This window comes from Mycolicibacterium llatzerense (assembly GCF_025331195.1).
In the GTDB taxonomy this organism is placed as follows: domain Bacteria; phylum Actinomycetota; class Actinomycetes; order Mycobacteriales; family Mycobacteriaceae; genus Mycobacterium; species Mycobacterium llatzerense.
In genome coordinates this window covers 72,974-99,137 of sequence record NZ_LXOV01000017.1, presented here as the reverse complement: position 1 = coordinate 99,137, position 26,164 = coordinate 72,974, and the positions used below count along the sequence as shown (strand labels likewise).

25 protein-coding genes are annotated in these 26,164 nt (G+C 66.8%); 14 read left to right on the top strand and 11 right to left on the bottom strand.

All coding sequences use genetic code 11. The features are described 5' to 3' along the window. Positions 1-92: 92 nt before the first annotated feature. Complete coding sequence (locus A7G45_RS32595; RefSeq protein ID WP_260941765.1) at positions 93-902, bottom strand: Fic family protein; 810 nt, start codon at positions 900-902, stop codon at positions 93-95. Continuing rightward, a complete protein-coding gene (locus A7G45_RS28140) occupies positions 899-1,882 on the bottom strand; it encodes a putative nucleotidyltransferase substrate binding domain-containing protein (RefSeq protein ID WP_260941763.1) in 984 nt (327 codons plus the stop codon). Before A7G45_RS28140 ends, A7G45_RS32595 begins: the two co-directional genes overlap by 4 nt. Positions 1,883-1,943: 61 nt before the next feature. On the opposite strand from A7G45_RS28140, the gene A7G45_RS28135 reads away from it, so the two are divergent. Next, positions 1,944-2,693 (top strand): sulfite exporter TauE/SafE family protein, encoded by a 750-nt coding sequence (locus A7G45_RS28135; protein ID WP_260941761.1) that lies wholly within the window; start codon positions 1,944-1,946, stop codon positions 2,691-2,693. Here the strand turns inward: A7G45_RS28135 and A7G45_RS28130 are convergent. Continuing rightward, positions 2,684-3,736: a phosphotransferase family protein gene (locus tag A7G45_RS28130; protein WP_260941760.1), complete on the bottom strand. Its 1,053-nt coding sequence runs from the start codon at positions 3,734-3,736 to the stop codon at positions 2,684-2,686. The genes A7G45_RS28135 and A7G45_RS28130 overlap by 10 nt on opposite strands. 101 nt (positions 3,737-3,837) lie before the next feature. Between A7G45_RS28130 and A7G45_RS28125 the strand changes: the two genes are divergently transcribed. From A7G45_RS28125 to A7G45_RS28095, 7 genes are all read left to right on the top strand, one after another. Then, positions 3,838-5,373: a molybdopterin-dependent oxidoreductase gene (locus A7G45_RS28125; protein WP_260941759.1), complete on the top strand. Its 1,536-nt coding sequence runs from the start codon at positions 3,838-3,840 to the stop codon at positions 5,371-5,373. A gap of 55 nt (positions 5,374-5,428) precedes the next feature. Beyond that, positions 5,429-5,788, top strand: coding sequence for a GatB/YqeY domain-containing protein (locus A7G45_RS28120; protein WP_260941756.1), 360 nt, complete (start codon positions 5,429-5,431; stop codon positions 5,786-5,788). A gap of 32 nt (positions 5,789-5,820) precedes the next feature. Next, positions 5,821-7,344: an ATP-dependent DNA ligase gene (locus A7G45_RS28115; protein ID WP_260941754.1), complete on the top strand. Its 1,524-nt coding sequence runs from the start codon at positions 5,821-5,823 to the stop codon at positions 7,342-7,344. Between the two features lie 44 nt (positions 7,345-7,388). Then, positions 7,389-9,671 carry a carbon starvation CstA family protein gene (locus tag A7G45_RS28110; protein WP_260941753.1) on the top strand — a complete coding sequence of 761 codons (2,283 nt, stop codon included), beginning with the start codon at positions 7,389-7,391 and terminating at the stop codon, positions 9,669-9,671. Next, positions 9,671-9,808, top strand: a complete 138-nt coding sequence (locus tag A7G45_RS28105) for a CstA-like transporter-associated (seleno)protein (RefSeq protein ID WP_276525132.1) — start codon at positions 9,671-9,673, stop codon at positions 9,806-9,808. Before A7G45_RS28110 ends, A7G45_RS28105 begins: the two co-directional genes overlap by 1 nt. 98 nt (positions 9,809-9,906) lie before the next feature. After that, the gene (locus A7G45_RS28100; RefSeq protein ID WP_260941749.1) at positions 9,907-11,019 is read left to right on the top strand and encodes a T6SS phospholipase effector Tle1-like catalytic domain-containing protein; all 1,113 of its coding nucleotides are present in this window, start codon (positions 9,907-9,909) and stop codon (positions 11,017-11,019) included. Positions 11,020-11,234: 215 nt separating this feature from the next. Beyond that, positions 11,235-12,881: a medium-chain acyl-CoA ligase Mig gene (locus A7G45_RS28095; protein WP_260941747.1), complete on the top strand. Its 1,647-nt coding sequence runs from the start codon at positions 11,235-11,237 to the stop codon at positions 12,879-12,881. Between the two features lie 96 nt (positions 12,882-12,977). Here A7G45_RS28095 and A7G45_RS28090 read toward each other — a convergent pair whose 3' ends face one another. Both A7G45_RS28090 and sigI read right to left on the bottom strand, forming a co-directional pair. Continuing rightward, entirely contained in the window at positions 12,978-13,346 is a 369-nt protein-coding gene (locus A7G45_RS28090) for a SpoIIAA family protein (protein WP_043395096.1), read from the bottom strand. A 33-nt stretch (positions 13,347-13,379) separates the two neighbouring features. After that, positions 13,380-14,243 (bottom strand): RNA polymerase sigma factor SigI, encoded by an 864-nt coding sequence (sigI, locus tag A7G45_RS28085; RefSeq protein WP_260941746.1) that lies wholly within the window; start codon positions 14,241-14,243, stop codon positions 13,380-13,382. Positions 14,244-14,336: 93 nt separating this feature from the next. Between sigI and A7G45_RS28080 the strand changes: the two genes are divergently transcribed. Both A7G45_RS28080 and A7G45_RS28075 read left to right on the top strand, forming a co-directional pair. Continuing rightward, positions 14,337-15,188, top strand: coding sequence for an NmrA family NAD(P)-binding protein (locus tag A7G45_RS28080; RefSeq protein ID WP_260941744.1), 852 nt, complete (start codon positions 14,337-14,339; stop codon positions 15,186-15,188). Then, positions 15,181-15,639: a nitroreductase/quinone reductase family protein gene (locus A7G45_RS28075; protein ID WP_260941741.1), complete on the top strand. Its 459-nt coding sequence runs from the start codon at positions 15,181-15,183 to the stop codon at positions 15,637-15,639. The genes A7G45_RS28080 and A7G45_RS28075 overlap by 8 nt, the downstream gene beginning before the upstream one ends. 14 nt (positions 15,640-15,653) lie before the next feature. Here A7G45_RS28075 and A7G45_RS28070 read toward each other — a convergent pair whose 3' ends face one another. The 4 genes from A7G45_RS28070 to fabG are packed head-to-tail and all read right to left on the bottom strand — an operon-like array spanning position 15,654 to position 19,494. Continuing rightward, on the bottom strand, positions 15,654-16,331 hold the full coding sequence (locus A7G45_RS28070; protein WP_260941739.1) for a GntR family transcriptional regulator: 678 nt from the start codon (positions 16,329-16,331) through the stop codon (positions 15,654-15,656). Further along, complete coding sequence (locus tag A7G45_RS28065) at positions 16,315-17,508, bottom strand: acyl-CoA dehydrogenase family protein (RefSeq protein WP_260941737.1); 1,194 nt, start codon at positions 17,506-17,508, stop codon at positions 16,315-16,317. Before A7G45_RS28065 ends, A7G45_RS28070 begins: the two co-directional genes overlap by 17 nt. Before the next feature lie 30 nt (positions 17,509-17,538). After that, on the bottom strand, positions 17,539-18,759 hold the full coding sequence (locus A7G45_RS28060; RefSeq protein ID WP_260941735.1) for an acetyl-CoA C-acetyltransferase: 1,221 nt from the start codon (positions 18,757-18,759) through the stop codon (positions 17,539-17,541). Then, on the bottom strand, positions 18,760-19,494 hold the full coding sequence (fabG, locus tag A7G45_RS28055; protein WP_260942218.1) for a 3-oxoacyl-ACP reductase FabG: 735 nt from the start codon (positions 19,492-19,494) through the stop codon (positions 18,760-18,762). A gap of 132 nt (positions 19,495-19,626) precedes the next feature. On the opposite strand from fabG, the gene A7G45_RS28050 reads away from it, so the two are divergent. Continuing rightward, a complete protein-coding gene (locus tag A7G45_RS28050) occupies positions 19,627-20,817 on the top strand; it encodes an acyl-CoA dehydrogenase family protein (protein ID WP_043395082.1) in 1,191 nt (396 codons plus the stop codon). 49 nt (positions 20,818-20,866) lie between these two features. Here A7G45_RS28050 and A7G45_RS28045 read toward each other — a convergent pair whose 3' ends face one another. Then, on the bottom strand, positions 20,867-21,319 hold the full coding sequence (locus A7G45_RS28045) for a MaoC family dehydratase (RefSeq protein ID WP_043395080.1): 453 nt from the start codon (positions 21,317-21,319) through the stop codon (positions 20,867-20,869). Positions 21,320-21,697: 378 nt separating this feature from the next. Between A7G45_RS28045 and A7G45_RS28040 the strand changes: the two genes are divergently transcribed. Both A7G45_RS28040 and A7G45_RS28035 read left to right on the top strand, forming a co-directional pair. Beyond that, complete coding sequence (locus A7G45_RS28040; protein ID WP_043395078.1) at positions 21,698-22,414, top strand: hypothetical protein; 717 nt, start codon at positions 21,698-21,700, stop codon at positions 22,412-22,414. Between the two features lie 76 nt (positions 22,415-22,490). After that, positions 22,491-24,380 (top strand): putative bifunctional diguanylate cyclase/phosphodiesterase, encoded by a 1,890-nt coding sequence (locus tag A7G45_RS28035; protein ID WP_071287140.1) that lies wholly within the window; start codon positions 22,491-22,493, stop codon positions 24,378-24,380. A gap of 12 nt (positions 24,381-24,392) precedes the next feature. Here the strand turns inward: A7G45_RS28035 and A7G45_RS28030 are convergent, their stop codons facing one another. Further along, on the bottom strand, positions 24,393-25,301 hold the full coding sequence (locus A7G45_RS28030; protein ID WP_156127176.1) for a hypothetical protein: 909 nt from the start codon (positions 25,299-25,301) through the stop codon (positions 24,393-24,395). A gap of 185 nt (positions 25,302-25,486) precedes the next feature. On the opposite strand from A7G45_RS28030, the gene A7G45_RS28025 reads away from it, so the two are divergent. Further along, complete coding sequence (locus A7G45_RS28025; RefSeq protein ID WP_043987612.1) at positions 25,487-26,152, top strand: ScbR family autoregulator-binding transcription factor; 666 nt, start codon at positions 25,487-25,489, stop codon at positions 26,150-26,152. Positions 26,153-26,164 lie beyond the last annotated feature (12 nt).

The following is a 26,164-nucleotide window of genomic DNA, read 5'->3' as shown; positions in this document are numbered from 1 at the left end:
GGGTCGGTCAGGATCAGACCCCGCTGTGGGTACTGGCTACTACGAGCATGTGAAGCATGGTCGCCGAGGTTAGTCCGCGACCGCGCCTCGGGTCAAGGCGATTTCACGGCCTTGTTGAGCAGCCACAGGAACGGCCGGTGGCTGGCGTGCCCGTCCCGGTGCAGCGGCATGCTGTCCCGCGCCGCGGAATACCAGGCGGCGCGGCCGACACCGGTGAAGTCCAGTTGCCGACCGCATCGGCCGGCGAGCGCGTGCAGCAGCAGCATCCCGGTGCGCCCGTTGCCTTCCCGGAACGGATGAATCTGGTTGTACCGGGCGTATATCCGGGATAGTTCCCAGGCCAGCCTCGGGTTGTCGAAGCCGGCACCGATATCTGCCAATGCTGTTGCGGCGAGCCGGATTTCGTCCAGTCGGGCCGCGATGTCAACCTGCCAGGTGAACGCCGAGTCGCCGCGGCGAAGGTCGACGGTGCGCAGCTCCCCCGCCCAGGGATACACGTCACCGAAGAGCTCGCGGTGCAGAGCGCTGATATCGATGCTCGGCTCGGACCGCCGGCCATGCCACAGCACCATTCGGCCCGCCGTCACCTGAAATTCCACCGCCGCCAAGTCAGGTCCGCTTTGAATACCAAAGTTGTTGCGCAGCACCGATGTTCCGGGTATCAGGTACGGTGCCCGGCGCCAGCGGAACCGGTGCCGCACCGGCGCCGGCGGATACTGCTCGCGACACCGCGTCAGGTAGTCGTCGAAATCCATGGCGCCGGAAGCCAGTGCACCCAAGTCGACGATGTGGGCGGGCTCGGGTTCCCATCCTTCGATGCGCTGGGCGGCCAGTGTCTGCTGCACCGCTCGGTGTCCCGCGAGCGCGGTCGCGGCGGCCTCGGTGAACTCTGCCGCGATCACCGGAACGCCGACGTCGACGCGAGAAAAGTCAGCTTGCGGCTGATACCGGCCACCTCTCGGGCCACACTGCGCAGCATGGCTCGCTCCTGCGGCGGCAGCTCCGAGAGCACCACCTGGTCGCCACCGGCCCTCGACGTCCACCGAAATCTCACCAACGCGGTGAAACACTCATGAAGGCTCGAAACATCTTCGGCATCAAGCACATTCGCGGCTCCGGCGGCGTCGAGCCGGCTGGGCGTCGACAGCGCGGTGGAACCGGCCGACACTGCCGCCCACCGCGCGATCTTCACCAGCGGATCGATCGCGGCCAGTTTGAGGTCGACGGCGTCGGACTGGTTGGCCAACATGCGCAGCCGGGAGGGGAACATGGCCCGAAACGTGGTGGCGTCCTGCAGCAGGTACTGACGGACCGGGTAGTTGTCGACGGCAGCGCGCACCACCTGGGCGCGCAGCAAGTCGTCGGTCACCGTCGCGTCGGCCAGGTGGACGGCACGGGAGTCGGCCAGCACGCCGGTCATCACCACGCCGCGGTCCTGCCACGGATCGGCTGCCCAGTGCGCGATGCCGTCAGACCACGCGCTCGCCGACCGGGAGAACCGCGGCCGGCTGGCCAGCACCCCGTTGGCGTCGGCTCGCACACCACACCGCTCCAGGACGGCATGCACTGCAGCGGCCGCTTCCAGTGCCTCGTCCCGCCCGGCGTCGTCCGCCAGCACGACCAGGGTCTCGACGTCGGATCCCGCCACCGCCTCGCCCCGCGCGACACTGCCGGAGACGAACCACGACCATGGCACACCGACGGGCGTCAGCCGAACAGCCGCCGCGACGCCGGATCGGAGCACCTGAGACCAGGCGGCCGCGACCTCACCGGCCGGAGCCGACGCGCGTGCCGCGGCCCGCACCGCCTGCAGGCCCTGCTCGATTCCCGAGCGCAGCGCGGCGTCGTCGCCCGCCTCATCGATCGCGCCGATCGCGTCCATGACGCTATTTCTATCGGAGGACAGTTATTCCTGCTCGCTCAGTTGGATATTGTTTGCCGCGATGAGCTGGCAGCACGCACTACTTCTGCTCGCCGCCGGTGTCGCAGGCGGCCTGACCGGGAGCATCGCGGGGCTGGCATCCGTCGCGACGTATCCGGCCCTGCTGATGGCCGGGCTGCCGCCGGTGGCGGCGAACGTGACCAACACCGTCGCACTGACCTTCAACACCATCGGATCGGTCTGGGGTTCCCTCCCCGAACTCGACGGCATGGGACCGTATCTGCGCCGCGTCCTGCCGGCCGCCGCACTCGGCGGGGCGGCCGGAGCCGCCCTGCTTTTGGCCCTGCCTGCCGAGGGCTTCGAGGTGGTGGTCCCGGCGCTGCTCGGCCTGTCCTCGGTCACCATCGCCATCCCCCAACGGCGCGGCGCCGACACCGAACCCGGCCGGGGGCGGGCGGTGCTCATCTCCGTCGCGATCTTCGTGATCTGTTTGTACGGAGGGTATTTCGGCGCCGCGGCCGGCGTGGTGCTGCTCGCCCTGTTGCTGCACAGCGGCAGCGAGTCGATGGCCCACGCCAACGCCGCGAAGAACGTCATCCTCGGCGTGGCCAATGGTGTTGCCGCCGTGGGCTTCGTCGCGCTCGCCCCGGTGAACTGGATTGCGGTGGCCCCGCTGGGCGTCGGGTGTCTGGTGGGCTCCCGACTGGGTCCGGTCGTGGTGCGGCACACCCCGGCGACACCGCTGCGATTGACCATCGCGGTGGCCGGCCTGGCGTTGGCCGTCAAGCTGGGCTGGGATACCTACCGATAGGCGAACGGGTTGTCGCCCTTGGCAACCCGCACGCCCAAGTGGATCAGCTCGGTGGCGGAGGCATGCAGCTTCTCCCCTGCCTCGCGGTCGGCCAGACCCGCCAGGAAGCGCGACCAGGTGCCCTCGATGACGATGCCCAGCTTGAAGCAGGCCATCGCGAGGTACCAGTCCAGATGCTCGGTGCGTCGGCCGCCCGCGGCGAGATAGGCATCCAGCAGTTCGTCCCGGCCGGCCAGTCCGCCGGCCTCGGCCAGCGCGGCACCGACGACAATGGCGTTGGGCGCGGTCGGCCAGCACACCAGCATCCAGCCCAGGTCCAGCAGCGGATCGCCGACGGTGCACATCTCCCAGTCGACGAACGCCGCCAGTTCCGGCTTGTCGTGGCGCAGCATGACGTTGTTCAGGTGGCAGTCGCCGTGCATGATTCCGGGCTCGCCATCGGGCGGCCGGTTGTCGGTCAACCAGGTCGCCAGTTGCGCGACCCCGTCCAGCGATTCGGGGTCGTAGCGGTCATGCCGATAGCTCTGCAGCAATCCGACGAACTGCGGAACCTGCCGTGCCACAAACGATCCCGGCTTGCGGATGGCCGCCAACGGGCTCCCTTCCCAAGCCACGTTGCCCAACTGCGCCAGGCTCGCCGCGTACGACGGCCCGACGTCATGCCGGAGGCTCGGGTCGGCCGCGTAGGCCAGCGACAATTCCTCGCCGGGGTTGAAGCCGTCGACTTCGGCCATCAGATAGAAGACGACGCCGAGCACCGACGGGTCCTCGCAACCGGCGATGAACGCGGGATGCGGCACCGACGTGCCGGCCAGGGTCCGCAGCACCGCGATCTCGCGTTGCATGGTCTTGTCGCTGGTCGGCCGCGGATGCAGCGGCGGGCGGCGCAGCACCACCGGTCGGCCGTCGATGTGCAACCGCACCACGATGTTCTGGGTACCGCCGGTCAGCGGCTCGATGTCGGTGAGTTGCTCACCCAGCCCCTCGGCGCGGATCCAGTTCTGGACGATGTCTCGGTCACGGTCGGTCAAAGTCGGCTGCATGATGCTGTGATTCTGGCCCGGAATCGCCCGAACGGGCAGCTATTTCTTACGATCCGTTTTCATTTGGGACCGGCCCGTCGAGTTCGCCGTACTGTGGCTGTGTGGCATCTCGACTGGATCCGCACCGATCACTCGCCGGCCTGGCGGCCGCGGCCGTGGCTCTCGGTGTGGCTGCGCTCCTGGCGATTCCGTTTGGGCCGCACGCCGATTCCCGTACCGCGGTCGGGTCGGTGGTCATCGATCTGACCCCGGGACCGCTCAAAGAGTGGGCCATCCAGACTTTCGGCACCAACGACAAACTGTTCCTGACCGTGGCGGTGATCCTGACCATCGCGGTGATCGCCATGGTGGCAGCACAATTCGAGGACCGGAAGCTCGGCAGCATCGCCATCGGGCTGGCCGGGGTGCTGGGCGCTGCCGCGGTGTTGTCCCGCACCGGTGCCCGCCCCATCGACGTCGTCCCGTCCCTCGTCGGGGCGGCGGCGGGCATCGCGGTCCTGCGCGTCCTGGTCTCCGGGCGCCTCGATCCCCGGGTACCCGAACCAGACGCGGACACCGGTGCCGCCGATCCGGGCCGGCGGCGATCGCTGGCGGCCCTCGGCTTCTTGGCCGCCGGCACGCTGGCCGGAGTCATCGGCACGGTGCTGGGCCGTGCCGCATCGTCGGTCTCGGGCGACCGCAACGCCTACACCCCGCCGGCGCCCAAGGTCCCAGGCCCGCCGATCCCGCCGGACGTGCAACCCGCCGGGGTGAACCTGCCGCCGTTCATCACCCCGAATGCCGACTTCTACCGGATCGACACGGCGCTGTCCGTCCCGCAGGTGCAGCGGCAGGACTGGCGACTGCGGATCCACGGGATGGTCGATCGCGAGGTCACCTTTCGCTTCGACGAACTGGCTCAGTTCGAGGCGATCGACAAGGTCGTCACGCTCACCTGCGTGTCAAACCCGTTGGGCGGCAACCTGATATCGAACGCCACCTGGACCGGCTACCGGGTGCGTGACCTGCTCGCCCGGGCCGGCGTCCACCCCGATGCCGACATGGTGCTGTCCAAGTCCATCGACGGGTTCACCGCGGGCACCCCCGTCGAGGCACTGACCGACAACCGCGACGCGCTCCTTGCCGTCGCCATGAACGGCGAACCGCTGCCCACCGAGCACGGCTACCCGGCGCGGCTGGTGGTTCCCGGTTTGTACGGCTACGTCTCGGCGACCAAGTGGCTCGTCGATCTGGAACTCACCAGATTCGATCGGGCCCAGGCCTATTGGACGAAGTTGGGCTGGTCCGCGCATGGGCCGATCAAGACCGAGTCGCGCATCGACGTGCCGCGCGCCGGCTCCGGGGTGCCGATGGGGCCGGCGACGTTCGGCGGCGTCGCGTGGGCGCAGAACCGCGGTGTCCGCGCGGTGGAGGTCCGCATCGACGACGGTCCGTGGCGGCCGGCGACCCTGGGCGCCGCGTATTCGAACGACACCTGGCGGCTGTGGAGTTACCCCTGGCAGGCAGACCAGCCGGGGCGCCACACCATCACCGTCCGCGCCACCGATGGCACCGGCACGGTGCAGACCGCCGACGTCGCCGGTGCCGTCCCCGACGGAGCGACGGGCTGGCATTCGGTGTCCTTCACCGTGGCCTGACCAGAACCCGAAATATTCGGTTGGCGAGACGGATCCGCGTCACTACGGTGTCCGGATGACCGAACCGGCGCAGCACTGGCGCACCGACCTGCGGGCCCGATTGATCGCGGCACGCAAGTCGAAGGACACCATTTCGACCTCCGCGATCCGCAGCGCGCTCAGCGCCATCGACAATGCCGAGACCCCGGACGTATCCGTGCCCAGGGCCGGAGCCATCGCCGACAGCGCGCAGGGTCTCGGCGCGGCAGAGGTCGCCCGCCGGAGCCTGACCGAGGACCAGATCCGGAGCTTGATCCGGGCCGAAGCCGACGAACGTCGAGCCGCGGCCGAACAACTGCGGTCTGTCGGCCACGGCGACCGCGCCGACCACGTCCAGGCCGAAGCGGCAGTACTGAGTGAGCTGCTGTCCGACTGAGAATTGTCGGACCCCCGTGCCAAGCTGAACTCGTGCTCCTCACCGACGTCGCAGCGGCTTCAGCCGAGGTCGGTGCGGTATCTGCGCGGTCGGCGAAGATCAGCCGGATCGCTGCCCTGCTCGGCACGGCAACCGAGCATCCGGCCACTGTCGCGATCGTCGTCGACTGGCTGTCCGGTGAGCTGCCCCAGCGCCAGATCGGGGTCGGCTGGGCGGCACTGCGATCGCTGCCGCCACCCGCCGAGAGCCCGGCGCTGACCGTCATCGAGGTCGACGCCGCTCTGTCGGCCATCAAGGCAGTCGCCGGCCGCGGTTCAGCGGCCACCCGCACCGAGCTGCTGCACGCGCTGTTCGGGGCGGCCACCGAAGTCGAGCAGACCTTTCTGCGTGGGCTGCTCAGCGGCGGGCTGCGTCAGGGCGCCCTGGCCGGGGTGATGGCCGACGCGGTCGCGAAAGCCGCGGGTATCCCCGCCGCCGACGTGCGGCGCGCCGCGATGCTCAGCGGTGATCTGGCCACGGTGGCTGCCGCGGCGATGTCCGACGGTGCCGACGCGCTGCGGCGCTTCACGCTCGCTGTCGGCCGTCCGGTGAGCCCGATGCTGGCCCAGACCGCGACCGATGTCGGCGATGCCCTCGAAAAGCTGGGTGGCGCCGCGATCTTCGAGACCAAGCTCGACGGTGTCCGGGTGCAGATTCATCGATCCGGCACCGAGGTGTCGGTCTACACCCGCAGCCTGGACGACATCACGGCCCGGGTACCCGACGTGGTGAGCGCCGTGTTGGCACTGCCCGTGACGAACCTGATCGCCGATGCCGAGGCCCTGGCCATGCGCCCTGACGGTCGTCCGCACCGGTTCCAGGTGACCTCATCGCGGATCGGCAAACGCTCCGATGATGGGGCGCAACCGCTTTCGGTGTTCTTCTTCGACATCCTGCACCGCGACGGCACCGACCTGCTGGATCAGCCGGCGCAGCGCCGCCGCGAAGCGCTCGACGAGGTGGTCCCCGAACCACTGCGGGTGCGGCGCTGCGTCACCTCCGATTCGGTTGTCGCCCAACAGTTCCTTGACGAGACGCTGGCCGCCGGCCACGAAGGCGTGATGGCCAAGCACCCGGAGTCGCCGTACGAGGCGGGCCGGCGGGGCGCCGGCTGGCTGAAGGTCAAGCCGGTCCACACCCTGGACCTGGTGGTGCTGGCGGTCGAGTGGGGTTCCGGACGGCGCACGGGCAAGCTGTCGAACATCCATCTGGGCGCCCGTGACCCGGCCACCGGTGGATACGTGATGCTGGGCAAGACCTTCAAAGGGATGACCGACGCGATGCTGGACTGGCAGACGACGCGGTTCACCGAGCTCGCCGACGGCCCGATGGACGGTTACGTCGTGCGGCTGCGCCCCTCGCAGGTGGTGGAGATCGCGTTCGACGGCGTGCAGGGTTCGAGCCGCTACCCCGGCAAGATGGCGCTGCGGTTCGCCCGGGTGCTGCGCTACCGCGACGACAAGCGGCCCGACGAGGCCGACACCATCGACACCGTCCGGTCGCTGTACGAACGCTGAGTGTTACCCCGCGATCCGGAGCCACCGATGACAGGATGTGGGGCATGTCACCAGCCACCGCGTACCCCGACGAGTCCGTCGGTGACGTCACCTACGTGCGTACCGACCCGGACCTGCCACCGGTCGCGATCATCGACCGCTCGCCCATCACCACCCGGCATCGGGTGATCTTCGGCGTCATCGCGGTGCTTGCCGCCGTGGCATGGGCCGTCATCGCCTTCGCCCGTGGCGAGACCGTGAACGCGGTATGGTTCGTCATCGCCGCGATCTGTACCTACGTCATCGGATACCGGTTCTACGCGCGGCTGATCGAGATGAAGATCGTCAAACCCCGCGACGATCACGCCACCCCGGCCGAACTCCTCGAGAACGACACCGACTACATGCCGACCGACCGTCGGGTCCTGTTCGGTCATCACTTCGCGGCCATCGCCGGCGCCGGCCCGCTGGTCGGACCGGTCCTGGCCATGCAGATGGGATATCTGCCGGGCACCATCTGGATCATCGTCGGTGCGGTCGTCGCCGGTTGTGTGCAGGACTACCTGGTGCTGGTCATCTCGACGCGGCGGCGCGGGCGGTCACTCGGCCAGATGGCGCGCGACGAACTCGGGCCCATCGGCGGCGTCGCCGCGATCGTCGCGGTGCTGGTGATCATGGTGATCCTGCTGGCGGTGCTGGCGCTGGTGGTGGTCAACGCTCTCGCCGAAAGCCCGTGGGGCGTGTTCTCCATCGCGATGACCATCCCGATCGCCATCTTCATGGGTCTGTACCTGCGGTTCCTGCGGCCCGGCCGGGTGTCTGAAGTGTCCCTGATCGGCGTCGCACTGCTACTGCTCGCGGTGGTTTCCGGCGGCTGGGTCGCGGAAACATCCTGGGGCGCAGACTGGTTCACGCTGTCGAAGGTGACGCTGTCGTGGTGCATCATCGTCTACGGGCTGGCCGCCTCGGTGTTGCCGGTGTGGTTCCTGCTCGCCCCCCGCGACTACCTGTCGACGTTCATGAAGGTCGGCACCATCTCTCTGCTGGCGGTCGGCATCCTGATTGCCCGTCCGGTCATGGCGGCCCCCGCAGTGTCACAGTTCGCCACCCGTGCCGACGGTCCGGTGTTCGCCGGTGCGCTGTTCCCGTTCCTGTTCATCACCATCGCGTGCGGTGCACTGTCGGGCTTCCATTCCCTGATCTCGTCGGGCACGACACCGAAGCTGCTGGAGAAGGAAGGGCAGACGCGGCTCATCGGTTACGGCGGCATGCTGACGGAGTCTTTCGTCGCGATCATGGCGCTGATCACCGCGGCGATCCTCAACCAGCACCTGTACTTCGTGATCAACTCCCCCACCGCGGCGACCGGCGGAACCGCGGCCACCGCGGCCACCTACGCCAACGGACTGGGCTTGTCGGGAGCCCCGATCACCCCGGCACAGGTGACCGCCGCCGCGACCGATGTCGGTGAGCACTCGGTCGTTTCCCGCACCGGCGGCGCGCCGACGCTGGCCCTGGGCATGTCCGAGGTCCTGCAGCAGGTCTTCGGCGGCTCGAGCATGAAGGCCTTCTGGTACCACTTCGCGATCATGTTCGAAGCGTTGTTCATCCTCACCACCGTCGACGCCGGCACCCGGGTCGCCCGCTTCATGCTGTCCGATGCCCTGGGCAATCTGGGTGGGCCGCTGCGGAAGCTGCGCGATCCCAGCTGGCGCCTCGGCGCGTGGACCTGCAGCCTGCTCGTCGTCGCGGGTTGGGGCAGCATCCTGCTGATGGGTGTCACCGACCCCCTCGGCGGCATCAACACGCTGTTCCCGTTGTTCGGCATCGCCAACCAGTTGCTCGCCGCTATCGCGCTGACGGTCGTCACCGTCGTGGTGATCAAGAAGGGCCTGCTCAAATGGGCCTGGATTCCGGGCCTGCCGTTGTGCTGGGACGTTCTCGTCACCCTCACCGCGTCGTGGCAGAAGATCTTCTCCCACGACCCCAAAATCGGTTACTGGCAACAGCATTCGCAATATCTCGCAGCCAAGGCCGCGGGCAAGACGACGTTCGGTTCCGCCAAGAACCCCGACCAGATCGACGCCGTCATCCGGAACACGTTCATCCAGGGCACGCTGTCGATCGTGTTCGCCGTACTGGTGGTGATCGTCGTGGTCGTCGGCATCGTCGTGGCCCTGCAAGCCATCCGCGGCGGCGGCCGGCCACTGACCGACGACGAGGCGGTGCCGTCGCGGCTGTTCGCCCCGCGCGGCCTGTTCCCGACCGACGCCGAGAAGGAGGTGCAGAAGCAGTGGGACGCGCTACCGAGTTCGCACGCCAGATCCGTTGGTACTGGTCATCATTGATGGGTGACAACCACTACGCGCGGTACCTGGAACACCGCCGTCGCACGCACGCCGGCGAGCCGGTGCTGACCGAGCGCGACTACTGGAAGGCCCGGCACCGCGCCGCCGACCTCAACCCGCAGGGCCGCTGCTGCTGATCTGCACCATCACTGCATAACTGAAGACAAACCGCACACAGCGCGCGCAGAATTTCTCTGGAAGGCCGCCCGTCCGGCGCACCGGGGAGGGAATGCTGATGTCGAAACGCATCGTGGTGTGTTGTGACGGCACCTGGAACACGCCCGACGAACTGCGGAACGGCCAAGCCAGCCCGACAAACGTCTGCAAGGTCGCCCTCGCCGTGGCAGACCGCGGGAGCGACGGCACCAAGCAGGTGGCGTACTACCGCAGCGGGGTCGGCACGATGCGGTCCGAAAAGTTCACCGGCGGTGCTTTCGGTGTCGGACTGTCGCGCGACGTGATGTCGGCATACCGGTACGTCGTCGCCACGTATGAGCCGGGCGATCAACTGTTCCTGTTCGGCTTCAGCCGTGGCGCCTTCACCGCCCGCAGTGCGGCGGGATTCATCCGTAACTGCGGCATCCTGCGCCGTGAGCACGCCGACCGGATCGACGAGGCCTATGCGCTCTACCGCAGCCACAACGACGCCACCAAGCCGCGGGGCATCGAGTCGACGCTGTTTCGCCAGGCTTATTCGTACGAAGCTTCGGTCTACTTCATCGGCGTCTGGGATACCGTTGGCTCACTGGGCATTCCATTGTCGGGCAATCCCCTGATCAACCTGATCAACAAGCGCTGGCAGTTTCACGACACCGACCTGAGCTCCACGGTCCGTTTTGCCTACCAGGCCCTGGCCATCGACGAACAGCGTCGCCCCTTCGAGCCCACCCTCTGGACCCAGCCGAAGGACACGCCAACCCAGAAACTCGAACAGGTCTGGTTCTCCGGTGTCCACTGCGACGTCGGCGGCGGATATTTCACCCACGAACTCAGTGACATCACGCTCCGCTGGATAACCGAGAAGGCCCACAAGTGCGGTCTGCATTTCAAGCCCGGGGCCTTCGCCGTACACCCGCCGGTCCCCCCGGCTTCCGCCGACACGGTGCCAATCGTGGATGCGTACACCAGCATTCAGCCCAACCCGTTGGGCAAGAAGCACGATTCCATGACGCTCATGTACCGGCTGTTGGGGCGCTACGTCCGACATATCGGCGCGAAGGATCCCGATCATGAATACGTGTCCTCGACCGCACTGACCCGGGAGGAACAGGACGCCACCTATCGCCCGAAACCGTTGGCGAACCCACCAACGGGCGGGTTCCACCGCATGCCCGTCGACCCGGACTGATCCACGGCTGCACCCACGCTCACACCCACGACTTTGCGGTGGCCAAGCAAGGCGGGCTCACGACGACGGCCGTCTACACGACCTTCCGCACAGTGGACGCATACGGCGCCCGGCACCCCACAGGGTGGTACCAAAAGAGACGATCCTCACTCCGTGGTACTAAATGAGTGTATGGACAGATGTCCAGTTGTTGTCCCACCAGCCTTAGGAGAAACGTGCTGTTCACGGTTTCCGACGTCACCGACGCCGTCGCTGCAGCCATCCCGGACCGCACCCTGGTCATTCAGGGCGACCGCCGGTTCACCTACGCCGAGGTCGTCGCCCGCTCCCACCGGCTCGCCGCGTACCTGCACGTGCAGGGCCTGGGCGTGCACACCGATCGCGACCAGCTGGCCGGCCATGAAGTAGGCCAGGACCTCGTCGGCATCTACGCCTACAACGGCCCCGAGTTCGTCGAGTCCCTGCTCGGCGCATTCCGGGCCCGGGTGGCGCCGTTCAACGTGAACTACCGCTACGTCAAGGCCGAGCTGCAGTACCTGCTGAACGATGCGGGCGCCTCGGCCCTGATCTACCACGCCGCGTTCGCGCCGACCCTCGCCGAAGTGCTGCCGGATCTGCCGAACCTCAAGGTGCTGATCCAGATCGCCGACAGTTCGGGCAACGAGCTGCTGCCCGGTGCCGTCGACTACGAGACCATCGTGAACGCCGACGTCCCGCCGCCGCCGGTGACGCCGTCACCCGACGATCTCTACGTGCTGTACACCGGCGGCACCACTGGCATGCCCAAGGGCGTCCTGTGGCGCCAGCACGACATCTTCATGGCCTCGTTCGGCGGCCGGAACGCGATGACGGGCGAGCCCGCCCAGTCGGCCCAGGAGATCGTCGACCGCGCCTCGGCGGCCACCGAGATGCGCATGATGATCCTGCCGCCGCTCATGCACGGCGCCGCCCAGTGGGGCGTGATGACGGGCATCAACAACGGCCAGACCATCGTGTTCGCCAAAGACGTCGAGGGCTTCAACGCCAAGGAGATCGTCGAGACCATCGCCCGAGAGAAGATCGCGATCGCGACGGTCGTCGGTGACGCCATGGCCCGGCCGTTGGTCACCGCCATCGAAGAAGCGGTGGCCGACGGCAGCCACGACCCAACCTCGCTGGTCATCATCGCCAACGGCGGCGCGCTGTTCACGCCGGCCGTGAAGGGCCGACTCGTCGCGGCACTGCCGAACGCCATGGTGATCGACGGTGTGGGTTCGTCGGAGACCGGCGCGCAGATGTCGCACGTGTCGACCAAGGCCAACGTGTCCAGCGGCACCTTCACCGCCGGTCCGGCCACCCGGATCGTCTCGGAGGACTTCTCCTCACTCCTGGCCCCCGGCCACGATGGCAACGGCTGGCTGGCCCAGGAGGGCTACGTGCCGCTGGGCTACAAGGGCGACGCGGCCAAGACGGCCAAGACGTTCCCGATGATCGACGGCATCCGGTACGCGGTGCCGGGCGACCGCGCCCGACTGCTGGAGGGCGGCACCGTCGAGCTGCTCGGCCGCGACTCGGTGACGATCAACTCCGGTGGCGAGAAGATCTTCGCCGAAGAGGTCGAGTCCGCCATCGCATCGCACCCGGCCGTGGTCGACGTGGTCGTCGCCGGACGCCCGAGCGAGCGCTGGGGCAACGAGGTGGTCGCGGTCGTGGCGCTGGCCGACGGCGCCGAGGTCGACGCCGCCGAGCTCATCAAGCACGCCGCGGAATCGATCGCCCGCTACAAGCTGCCGAAGGCCGTCGTGTTCCGGCAGACCATCGTCCGCAGCCCCGCCGGCAAAGCCGACTACCGCTGGGCCAAGGAACAGGCACTCCAGAACTAGGTCCCCAGACTGGGGGTAACTCCCTCGCGAGCAGACGTAAAACTGTCGATTTCCCCTGGAATTTGGACAGTTTTGCGTCTGCTCGTGAGGCGAACGCTAACCCGCAGCCCACTCCTTGGCGCGGTCCAGTTCGTCGAGGCCGAAGATCTGGAGGTCGCCCGGGATCATCCAGGCGACAGCGTGCAGCGTGTGGGCGACCCAGGCTTTGTCGGACACCACCGCGATGCGTTTGAACGCCGAGTGGTGTTTGAACAGCGCACCGAACCCGACCTTCAGATCCTCGACCAGGCCACCCGGCCCGAAGCCCTCGTAGTCGGCGGCGATGACCTCGACGATCCTGATTTCGCCACCAACGACGAGATCGTCCATGGTGGGCTCGAATTCACGGAAGTCGTCCCCGCTCACGCGCCCCGAAACGCGAATGCCGGTCACACCGTCGGGCATGTCTGACAGCACTTCGATCATGTTCGCCAGCCTACGTCTGCTCGCGGGGAGTGTTCACGCCCCGAATCGGGCGAGCGGATCGGCGGTCGCCTCGATCTTGGCGACGAGTCCGTCGCGAATCGTCAGGACCACCACAGCGAACAGCTGCCGGTGCGCGAACGCCAGCAGCACGGGTTGCCCGAGCGGGCCGGCGACCACGGTGGTGCCCGGTCCGAGGTACAGCATCAGATTCTCGGCGACCCGCTGCGGTCCGTGATTGACGATGGGCGGGATCGGCGGATCGCTGAGCACCGTGCCGACGCCCCAGACCGTCGGATCCAGCACTGCGGCCAGCGCTTGCACGTCGCCGCCGGCGCAGGCGGTGATGAACTTCTCGGTGACGAGTTGATGTTCGGGCACCTCGACGTCGTCGGCGGGCACCTCGGTACCCACAACCTTGGCCCGGGCCCGACGGGCCAGTTGTCGGCAGGTGCCGACCGGTCTGCCGACGGTCTCGGCGATCGACTCGAACGGGACACCGAACACGTCGTGCAGGATGAACGCCACGCGCTCGCCGGGACTCAATTGCCGCAGCACCCGCAGCAGGGCACCCGACACTTCGTCGTCCAGGGTGATCCGGTCCGCGGGGTCGGGCTCTGCCGACGGCAGTTCAGGAATCGCATCCTGCTCCAGATCGGTCGGTTGTTCCCGCCGTGCGCGCGCCGAGCGCACCAGGTCGAGGCACAGCCGGCCGGCGACGGTCGTCAGCCACGCGCGGACGTCCTCGATCTCGCCGGGCGCCGTGCGGGACAACCGCAGAAATGCTTCCTGCGCAACATCTTCGGCGTCGCCGACGTCACCCAGCATCTGGTACGCGAGATTGACCAGATACGGATGGTGGTGGCGCCAGGCCGCGGTGAATCCGGTGATTTCTGTCATCAGTTAAAGACGATTCGGTGTGCTGAAAAGTTACCGCACCACGCGAACCGCCGGCGGTCATAACTTTTTCCGGCGGCGTTCCGTCCTTGGTTCATGACCATTCTCATCACTGGGGCCACCGGCAACGTCGGCCGCCCACTCGTCGAACAGTTGCACGCCGCAGGCATGAAAGTCCGTGCCGTCACCCGTAATCCATCCTCGAACTTCCCGCCGGAGGTCGAGACCGTGGCATCCGTACGCGACGGCCTGGCCGGCGTCAGCGCGGTGTTCCTCAACTCCCGTGAGCTCGGTCCGGACCTGGCCTGGACGGTCGAGGCCGCCAAGGACGCCGGAGCCAAACTGGTGGCACTGTCGGCGATCAACGCCGACGACGACTTCTCGCGCCAGCCGTCGAGATTCCGGGGTGACCGGAACAAGGAAGTCGAACAGCTCGCCGCCGATTCAGGACTGCCGTGGGTGAGCCTGCGGCCGGCATTGTTCGCCACCAACTTCATCGGGATGTGGGCCGGGCAGCTGCAGGCCGGCGACGTCGTGGCCGGCCCCTACGCTGCTGCGTCCAGCGCACCGATCGTCGAAGCCGACATCGCCGCGGTCGCCGCGCATGCCCTGCTCACCGATGAACTGGACGGCCGCAAGATCCCGCTGACGGGCCCGCAATCGCTCACCAACGCCGAACTGCTGGCCGTCGTCGGCCGGGTCCTGCGCCGCGATCTTCGCTACCTGGAAATCCCGGTCGAACAGGTCCGCGAGCGCTTCGTCGCCATCGGCTTCCCTCCGGAGTTCGGCAGCGCGTACACCGCGCTGCTGGCGGAAACCGTCGACACCCCGGCACCGGTGAGCGACGAGGTCGAGCGCATCCTCGGCCGGCCGGCCCAGCCGTTCGCCGAATGGGTGGACCGCCACCGCGGCGCCTTCGCCCGGAATTTGGAGACCAGCCATGTCTGAGCAGCCCACATCAGATCCGCGACCGCCGCGCTACCTGAAGCAGATGAACAAGGTCGTCGTCGCCGTCGGGAAGCTCGGCATCCCCGTCGGCCCCGCGATGGTGCTGACCGTGCCCGGCCGCAAGACCGGCACGCCGCGGAGCACCCCGATGACGCCGTTCGTCGTCCACGGCGCGATGTACGCCGTGGCCGGCTACCCGGGCGCGCACTGGGCGCTCAACGCCCGTGCCGCTGGTACCGGCACCTTGACGCGGGGCCGCAAGTCCCGGCCGGTGAAGATCACCGAGCTGACGATCGACGAAGCGCGGCCGGTACTGCGCGAGTTCCCGGTGCAGGTACCGGTCGGCGTGAAATTCGCCAAGAGCTCCGGCATGGTCGCCGAGGGCACGCCCGACGAATTCGAGTCACTGGCAGGCAGACTCGCCGTCTTCCGGTTCGACCCGCCGAGCTGACCGGGAGTTTGCACCTAGCGGATGACACCACGTTCGCAGAGGTGCTCGGTCAGCGGCTGGACACCGACCTCGAAGTGTTCGGCCATCGCCGTCCGGGCCGCGTCGCTGTCGCCGGTCTGCAGCGCCGCGATCACCCGACGGTGGTCCCGGATCGACAGATCCGGCCAGCCCTCGAGCGTCGGGAACACCGCCTCCGGTGCGTAACGCGTTATCCCCGACATGAATTGGGTCAGCTTGGGCGAATCGGCGGCGACGTTGATCAGCCGGTGGAACTCGTGGTTGAGCCGCACCATGCGATCGACATCGGTGTGCTGGTAGGCCTGCTCGAGCGCCTCCTGGATGCGGGTGAGCTCAGCGACCTGGTCGGCGGTGATGTGCTCGGCGGCACGAGCCGCCAATTCGCCACCGACGAACGCCTGCACCATGGCCACGTCGGACACGTCGCGGGCGGTGACCTCGAGGACCATGAAGCCGCGTCGCGGGTGCTGCACCAACAGCCCCTCGGCCCGCAGGTTCAGCAGTGCCTCGCGGACCGGGGTGACGCTGACACCCAGTTCGGTGGCCAGCTGGTCCAGCCGCAGGTACTCCCCCGCCGGAAACGTACCGTTGAAGATCCGCCGGCGGACGTACCGCGCCACATCGTGGGAAAGCTGTGCGGGCGCGGCGAATTCGGGTTCAGATGCGGTATTCATTGAGCAGGTTCTTGCTGATGATGGTCTTCTGGATTTCGCTGGTGCCCTCGCCGATCAACAGGAACGGCGCGTCTCGCATCAGGCGTTCGATCTCGTACTCCTTGGAGTAGCCGTAGCCGCCGTGGATCCGGAAACTCTGCTGAGTGACCTCCGAACAGAACTCGCTGGCAAGGTATTTGGCCATGCCTGCCGCGACGTCGTTGCGCTCGCCCGAGTCCTTCAGCCGGGCGGCATTGACCATCATCAGATGTGCCGCTTCGACTTTGGTGGCCATCTCGGCGAGCTGGAAGGCGATGGCCTGGTGGTCGGCGATCGGCTTACCGAACGTCTCCCGCTGCTGGGCGTAGCGCACCGCCAGTTCGAAGGCCCGGATACCGACCCCGCACGCCCGCGCCGACACGTTGACGCGGCCGACCTCGATACCGTCCATCATCTGGAAGAAGCCTTGCCCGGGCTTGCCGCCGAGCACGTCGTCGGCGCCGGCGTGGTACCCGTCGAAGATGAGCTCGGTGGTGTCGATGCCCTTGTAGCCCAGCTTGTCGATCTTGCCCGGAATCGTCAGACCAGGTTTGACCTCACCGAAACCGGTCGGCTTCTCGACCAGGAACGCCGTCAGGTTGCGGTGCGGTTTGTCCGCTCCCTCATCGGTTTTCACCAGTGCCGCAACCAGAGTCGCGCTGCCACCATTGGTCAGCCACATCTTCTGGCCGGTGATGGTGTAGCCGCCATCGGCGTCACGCACGCCCCTGGTGCGGATCGCGGCGACATCGGATCCGAGTTCTGGCTCGGACATCGAGAAGGCGCCGCGCACTTCGCCGGTCGCCATCCGGGGCAGGTAGCGCTGCTTCTGCTCTTCGGTGCCGTGCTGGCGCAGCATGTAGGCGACGATGAAATGCGTGTTGATGACGCCCGAGATGCTCATCCAGCCCCGGGCCAGTTCCTCGACACACAGCGCATAGGTCAACAGCGACTCACCGAGCCCGCCGTACTCCTGCGGGATCATCAGGCCGAACAGACCCAGGTCTTTCATCTGATCGACGATGGCCTGCGGGTAGGTGTCCGAGTGCTCCAGGTCCTGGGCAGCCGGGATGATCTCCCGGTCGACGAATTGCCGCACGGTGGCGACGATTTCGCGCTGCACCTCGGTGAGGCCGGCGGTCTGGGCCAACTTAGTCATGCGCGATCCCGCTCCGCTTCTCGCTGTCCGTCATGAGGCGATCCGTTCAAACACCGCGGCCAACCCCTGGCCGCCTCCGATGCACATGGTTTCCAGTCCATAGCGGGCATCCCGCAGGTGCAGTTCACGCGCCAGGGTCGCGAGCATCCGGCCGCCGGTCGCGCCGACGGGATGACCGAGCGAGATGCCCGACCCCCGCACATTCGTGCGCTCCCAGTCACTGTCGGTGAACTTCCACTCACGGGTGCAGGCCAGCGCTTGCGCGGCGAAGGCCTCGTTGAGCTCGATCAGATCGATATCGGCAAGGGCCAGACCGGCTCTGGCCAGCGCGACCTCGGTGGCCGGCACCGGGCCGATCCCCATGACGTTCGGCGCCACCCCGGCCACGCCCCACGACACCATGCGCACCAGCGGCTGCAGCCCGAGTTCGGCCGCACGCTCCGGGGTGGTCACGACGCACATGGAGGCCGCATCGTTCTGCCCGCTGGAGTTGCCGGCGGTCACGGTGGCATCCGGATCGCTCTTGCCCAGAACGGGTTTGAGCTTGCCCAGCGCTTCGACGGTGGTGTCGGCGCGGGGATGCTCGTCGGTGTCGATCAACTGATCGCCGGCACGCGAGCTCACCGTCACGGGCACGATCTCGTCGGCCAGCACACCACTGCTTTGCGCCGCAATGGCTTTCTGATGCGACCGCACGGCCAGCGCGTCCTGTTCGACGCGGGAGATCGCGTACTGCCGGCGCAGGTTCTCCGCGGTTTCGAGCATGCCGCCCGGCACCGGGTAGTTCTTGCCGCCGGCGGTGGTCCGCCCGCGCGCCAGCCCGTCGTGCACCGTGATGCCGCCGCGCGAGCCACCCCAGCGCATGTCGGTGGAGTGGAACGCGACGTTGCTCATCGACTCTGCGCCACCGGCGACGACGAGATCGTTTGCGCCGCTGGCCACTTGCAGACAGGCCTGGATGACGGCCTGCAGCCCCGATCCGCAGCGCCGGTCGACCTGCATGCCCGGAACGGTGACGGGCAGCCCGGCATCGAGCGCCACCACCCGGCCGATCGCCGGGGCTTCGCTGGACGGGTAGCAGTGCCCGAGAATGACGTCCTGCACCGCTGCCACCGGAATCCCGGTCCGCTGCAACAGACCTTGCAGCGCCGCGACACCGAGCTCGACCGCGGTCAACGACTTGAACATGCCGCCGTACCGGCCGATGGGGGTACGCACCGGCGCGCAGATGACAGGACTGGACGTGCTCATCTAGATGTGCCGTCCCCCGGTGATTTCCAGCACGCAGCCGGTCATGTACGACGACATGTCCGACGCCAGGAACGTCACGACCGACGCCACTTCGCTGGGTTCGGCGGCCCGCCCCATCGGGATCTCCGCCAGCTTCTGATCCCAGATCCGTTGCGGCATCGCCTCGGTCATCGCGGAGCGGATCAGGCCCGGCTGCACGGCGTTGACCCGCACCCCGAGGTGGGCGACCTCCTTGGCAGCAGCCTTGGTCAGGCCGACGATGCCCGCCTTGGCCGCAGAGTAGTTGGTCTGGCCGATCAGGCCGACCTTGCCCGAGATCGACGAAATATTGATGATGGCACCGCTTTTCGCCTCCCGCATGACGCCTGCAGCCAGCCGGGTACCGTTCCAACAGCCCTTCAGGTGCACGTCGATGACCTGGTCGAACTGTTCCTCGGTCATCTTGCGCATGGTGGCATCGCGGGTGATGCCGGCGTTGTTGACCATGATGTCGAGGCCGCCCCATCCGACGGCAGCGTCGATCAGCGCCTGCACATCGACAGCAGACGTCACGTCGCACCGAGCGGCCTTCGCCACTTCCGAGCCACCCAGCTTGGCCACGGCCGCGTCGGTCGCCTCGAGGTTCAGGTCGCCGATCACGACGCGGGCTCCCTCGGCGATGAACCGCTCCGCGATCGCGTATCCGATGCCCTGGGCACCACCGGTGATCACTGCGATACGTCCGTCCAAAAGCATGGTCGGCTTCTCCTCTCGTCCCTCTTCATCGACTGACCCGGCCGCGCACCCGGCAACCGGCTTCATACATAAAATATGATATTTCTTGCATCAAACCAGACGCGCTCTCGTGTTGCACAAGGAGACCCAAACATGGCCGAACCCGCCACCGCGCCGACCGTCAGCGAGCAGGACTTCCGCGACATCCTCGATGCCACCCGCCAGTTCGTCCGGACCGCGGTGGTACCGCGTGAGCTGGAGATCATGAACGACAACCGGGTGCCCGACGACATCCGGGACCAGGCCAAGGACATGGGGCTGTTCGGCTACGCCATCCCCCAGGAATGGGGCGGTCTGGGACTCAATCTCGTCCAGGACGTCGAGATGGCCATGGAGCTGGGCTACACCACGCTGGCCGTGCGCTCGATGTTCGGCACCAACAACGGCATCGCCGGGCAGGTGCTGGTCGGATTCGGCACCGACACGCAAAAAGAGCGCTGGCTGGAGCCGATCGCCAGCGGCGACTGCGTGGCGTCCTTCGCATTGACCGAGTCCGGTGCCGGCTCCAACCCCGCGGGCCTGCGCACCAAGGCCGTCCTGGACGGGGACGACTGGATCATCACCGGACACAAGCGATTCATCACCAACGCTCCCACCGCCAACCTGTTCGTGGTGTTCGCCCGGACCCGGCCCGCCGACGCTGACGGACCAGGTATTGCGGTGTTCCTGGTGCCTGCCGACGCTCCCGGCGTCGCGGTCGGACCCAAAGACGCCAAGATGGGCCAGGAGGGCGCCTGGACCTCCGACATCACGTTCGACGACGTGCGGGTCGGACCCGACGCCCTCATCGGTGGCACCGAGGACATCGGCTACCGCGCGGCACTGACGTCGTTGGCCCGTGGGCGGGTACACATCGCGGCGGTGTCGGTGGGCGCGGCACAGCGTGCCCTCGACGAGTCGGTGGCATACGCCGCGACCGCCACCCAGGGCGGCACCGCGATCGGGGAATTCCAGCTGGTGCAGGCGATGCTGGCCGACATGCAGACCGGTGTCATGGCCGGCCGCGCGCTGGTCCGCGACGCCGCGCAACTGTGGGTCAGCGGCGCAGACCGCCGCATCGCACCGTCCGCCGCGAAACTGTTCTGCACCGAGATGGTCGGCAAGGTCGCCGACCTGGCCGTGCAGGTGCACGGCGGCAGCGGGTACATGCGCGACGTACCCGTCGAACGGATTTACCGCGACGTGCGTCTGCTGCGCCTGTACGAGGGCACCAGCGAGATTCAGCGTTTGATCATCGGTGGCGGACTGGTGAAGGCCGCGCAGCGGTCGGCCTCAGGCCGCTGACCGGACTGCGCGGCCCCCGGAGCGCCGTCCCTTGGGCCGCGTCCAGCAATCAACCGATGATTCGCACGATCGACTCGACAACGGCGGCGGGCTTGTCCGAACCCTCGATCTCGACCGTGATCGTCATGGTCGCTTGAACGGCACCATCGAGCTCATCGATTTTCGAAATGACGGCGCTCGCGCGCACATTTGCTCCGACCTTGACCGGCGTGATGAATCGCACCTTGTTATAGCCGTAGTTGACGGCCAAAGCGACGTTGTCGACGCGATACAGCTGGTGCGTGAAATGCGGTAGCAGTGAAAGCGTCAGCAAACCATGTGCAATTGTGCCTCCGAACGGCCCCGCGGCGGCGCGCTCAGGATCGACGTGAATCCACTGGTGGTCGTCGGTGGCCTCGGCGAACAGATTCACCCGATCCTGGGTGATTTCCATCCACTCGGACGGTCCAAGCTGACTACCTGCTGCTGCGACGAACTCGGCCAGATTGTTGAAGACTTTCACGCTTACCTCTCTCAACGCGGCCGCTTCCGGGCCACACCGCTAATACTTCTAACGCGTCCGCCGGGGCGGCACAATGCACAGATTTTGGGCGGATGCCCGCTACTTAGCTGGCCAAAGTTCGCCATATCCGCGTACTGTCTGCGTTAACCTGCAAAGACACAGATATCCGGGATTGCCAACATCCGTCGCACCAGCACAATCGTTTCGGCTAATTCTTCGGCGCCCCGAAGGTCGACAGACAACGTTTCACCACTAGCTGGATGCAGGACCCCAACAACCCCGATACTGAATTCAGGAATGCAGTCCGCGCGCGATGCGTTTACCGCAACCGACTGCCAACTGAAGTTGCAGTGACTGCGCGAAACGAATGGGGCAACGATGTCGGTGGAGTATGTCGAATACGAATCCAACGTCGATATTCGCTTTGCCGAGAACATCGCCTGGTCCGACCCGGACACCGAATGCACCGTGGTGCTGTCGCAACCCGACACCGACCCCGAACTCTGGAATCGCTACCTCGATGCGGCTCAGCAAAGTTATCGCCGGCACGGCGTCGAAGCGGTCGTGGATGCTGCCGCGATCCGCGACGGCGCGGACACCGCGCTGTTCTGGACGGTCCTGGACCGCCACGACAACATGGTCGGCGGACTGCGCGCCAAGGCCCCCCTCGGCTGCGCCGAGGACTCTCACGCGGTGATGGAATGGGCCGCCCGACCTGGGCTGGCCATGGTGCGCAAGATGATCAACGATCGGGTGCCCTTCGGCGTCATGGAGATGAAGACGGCCTGGGTGTCCGACAATCGGGCGAGCCAGCACGCCATCACCCACCTCCTGGCCCGCACCGCCTACCACGCGACCAGCATCATGGGCGTGCAGTTCGTGATGGCCACGGCAGCCCAGCACGTCCTGGAATTGTGGAAATCCGGCGGTGGCGTGGTGGCGCCGATTCCGGCCACGCCGTACCCCGACGAGCGCTACCGCACCAAGATGATGTGGTGGGACCGAAGGACCATGGTCAATCATTCTCAACCGGAGCAGATTACGAAGGCGCTGCACGAGATCGACCAGATATCAACCACGTTGGCCGCCAGCTGAAGGCAGCCCCAGACGCTCGCCGCGAGGCGGTCGGCACACCGTCTCCGAGGACAACGCAGGTTAAGCTGGAAGCCTCATGTCCATCGACGAATCTCCCCCTTCACTGGATCGCGTGGTGACAGAGGTGGCGACGCGTTTGATGGCGGCGGACTCCACCAACAACACCAAGGTGTACACGGACGTTCTGGAGATCCTGGTCAACTACTTCGGCGTCGACGTCAGCTTTCTGCGCCGCAACGACCATGAGATCGGCGCCTCGATACTCGTCGCGGAATGGCCAGTGCGGCCGGAGATTCCGGACCCCGACCCCCTGCGCGTGGTGTACTTTGCCGACGCCGATCCGGTGTTCGCGGAAACCGAACATCGCAAGACACCGCTCATCGTGCGCCCCGACCCGGAACCCGACGATTACCAGCGCCGTATCGAGGCGGATCGCAACGTACCCCAGATATCACTGGCAGCAACGCCTTTGGTGTCCGGCGAGCGCACCACCGGCGCACTCGGGTTCGTCAAGTACGGCAATCGCGAATGGCTCACCGAAGAGATCAATGCGCTGCAAGCCATCGCTTCGCTGTTGACCCAGGCCCAATCTCGGGTACTGGCCGAAGAGCAGCTTCGATACCTGGCCGAACACGATGACCTCACCGGACTCAACAACCGCCGTGCTCTCATCGCCCACCTCGATGCGCGACTGCAGCAGGGACAACCCGGGCCGGTGACCGCCCTCTTCTTCGACCTGGACCGGCTCAAGGCCATCAATGACTACCTGGGGCACAGTGCCGGTGACTCGTTCATCCGGGTGTTCGCCCAGCGCCTCACCGAGGGCGTCGACAGCAAGACCGTGATCGCCCGGCTCGGCGGCGACGAGTTCGTCGTCGTCCCGGCGGAACCGATATCCGCGAGCAAGGCCGAGGCCCTCGCCTATCAGCTCCAGGACTCGTTGCGGCGCCGGGTCTGGATCGACGGCGAACGGCTCACGCGGGCAGTGAGTGTCGGCGTCGCCTCCGGCATACCGGGCTCCGACAACTCGTCCGACCTGCTGCGCCGGGCCGACCAGGCGGTCCTGAGCGCAAAGTCCTCCGGCGGGGATCGCGTCGCGGTGTTCACCAACGCGATGTCGCTGGAAACGGCCTACCGCAACGACATCGAGCTGCATCTGCAGGACGTCATCGAGAACGGTGCGCTGCTGCTCAACTATCTGCCCGAAATCGACATGCGCACCGGGAAACTGCTCGCCACCGAAGCACTCGTGCGATGGGACCACCCCACCCGCGGACTGCTCCCCCCGGCCGCCTTCATCGGTATCGCCGAATCGATCAACCTGGCAGGCGAATTGGGCCGCTGGGTGCTGCGCACCGCATGCCGCGAATTCGCGCGGTGGCGTGACGAGTTCCGGGCGGCCAAGGCCGGCACTGATGCGGCCGATGATCGCGACGATTTCGAGTTGCGCGTCAACGTCTCCCCCGTCCAACTGGTCACCGACGGCTTCGCCGAGTCGGTGGCCGACATCCTCGACGAATTCGGCCTCGACCGCGGATCGGTCTGCCTGGAGATCACCGAGAATGTCGTCGTCCAGGACAGCGAGTCCTCGCGCGCGACGCTGGCCGACCTCCGGAGAACCGGGGTGCGGTTGGCGATCGACGACTTCGGCACCGGATACAGCGTGCTGTCCCACCTCAAGTCGCTGCCCGTCGACATCCTCAAGATCGACCGCAGCTTCGTGACCGACCTCGGCTCCAACCCGGGCGATCTGGCGATCGTCCGGGCGATCATCGCACTGGCCGACTCGTTCGGTCTGCAGATCGTCGCCGAGGGTGTCGAAACCAAGGCTGCCGCAACGACATTGCTGCGCCACGGCTGCCACCGAGCGCAGGGGTTCCTGCTGTCGCGGCCGCTACCGAGCGATCAGATGGCGACGCTGTACCGCAAAGGCCGCGTGCCGGTCCGGTTCGCCAGCGAGACGTGACACCGAACAGCGTTACCGCGCAACAAGTTCCACGCGGGCGAACCTGCTGGCGGGGTGGCCCACGATGCAGACCTCGAAAGCCCCGGCAGGTGGGGCGGCATTCTCTGCCGGCGCGCCCACATTCGTGAAATCGGGCGAAATCACCACACCGTGGCGGGCCCGTACGAAGTACAGCCCGTCGGGCGTATTCAGCTCCGCTCCGATGATGCGACGGTCTTCGAAGAGCAGGGCCTCAAGCGTGCTGTCCGAACTGACCGCGATGTCACGCTCAGCGGCAGCCGCCGCCAGCCAGTCGAACAGTTCGTCCAGTCCGTCGCCGGCGTTCCATTCGATGGGGCCGAGAGAAGAGAGCCGAAGCGTCGTGCCCGACGAGTCTCGTAGGGTCTCCGCGGTCCAGCCGCGAACGGTGCTGTAGAGCGCCCCGGTGGCAGAATCCAGGCACACCCGAGCCCAGTCGAGCAGCCCCGCGCCGAAGAACGTCTCGATGCTGCGGCTGTGCGCTTCGGACTCTGTCAGCTCGCGCACCGCGCGGGTTGGCACCGACCGACCATTCGATGGCTGCGCGCTGACGTCGGCATCTACTTCGGCGGTCACCGCGGCGAAATAGACGCCGGTGACATCGAGCTGCTGGTCGGCGACTGGCTCGGCCGGATGGACCTCGCCGGCTTCGCCGGATTCCGGCTCAGGCTCCTCGTCGGCGACACCTCGCGGCACGCCGAAGGCGTCGATCCGCGCATCGAGGACCGCGCCCAAAGTGGCGCAGCGGACTTCATTGTCGCGCACCCAGCGCCCGTCGTCGGCGCGCAGCAGTGCTCCGGTCACCATCACGTCTGCGGCGGCATCGACCGCGGCTATGGCTGTCGCCAGGCCACCGATACCGGCGCCGATGCACAGCACGTCAACTTCTGCGTCCCAATCCAACTTGAATTCCCTGAGTTGAGTGTCAGCGAGTTGCAACAATCCGACAGCCAGGGGTCGATTTCGCCGTTCGGCTACTTTACATACTCTCAGAATGAACGACACCATCAACGGCCGAGGTTATGGGACCCTTAGGATGATCCGGGGGGCTTGCCACTGAACGCGCGCTGACGGAAGGTGATCGACGAATGGGGCGCCAGCCGCGATCCGAAGTGACCCGACGCAAGATCATCGATTCCGCTGTCGATTTGATCAACGAGATCGGTTACCCGGCCGCAGGTTTGGCCGACATCATCGAACGCGCCGAACTGACCAAAGGCGCGCTCTACTACCACTTCGATTCCAAAGAAGCGCTGGCCACTGTAATCATCGAAGAAGCGATGGTGTTGTTGCACAACGTCTTCCAGTCTGCGCGCGACTCGGAACACAATGCGATGGAATCGCTGATCGTCGGCACGTTCACCACCAGCGACCTGCTGGCGACCAACCGGACCGCCCAAGCGGGAACCAAACTGCTGCGCACGTTCGCGGGGTTCAACCCGACCGCGAGGCACAGCTACGTCAACTTCGTCGATCAGTTCACCTCCGACATCAAACGGGCCGAAACCGACGGTGACCTGCGCCCTGGCGCGAACCCTGCCGATGTCGCCAACACCCTGGTGGCCTGGATCCTCGGCGCCGAGCTGATGTCCAGCGCCGCATCCGACGGTCAAGACCTCCGGGACCGATTCGCCCAGCAGTGGCGCGTGCTGATGCCGGCGATCGTCACCGCGGAATCGCTCGATCACCACCTCGCCTTCATGGTCGGCGCGTCCACGCGACAGACGAACATCGTGGAGCGCACCGCCACCTGAACCCCACATCGC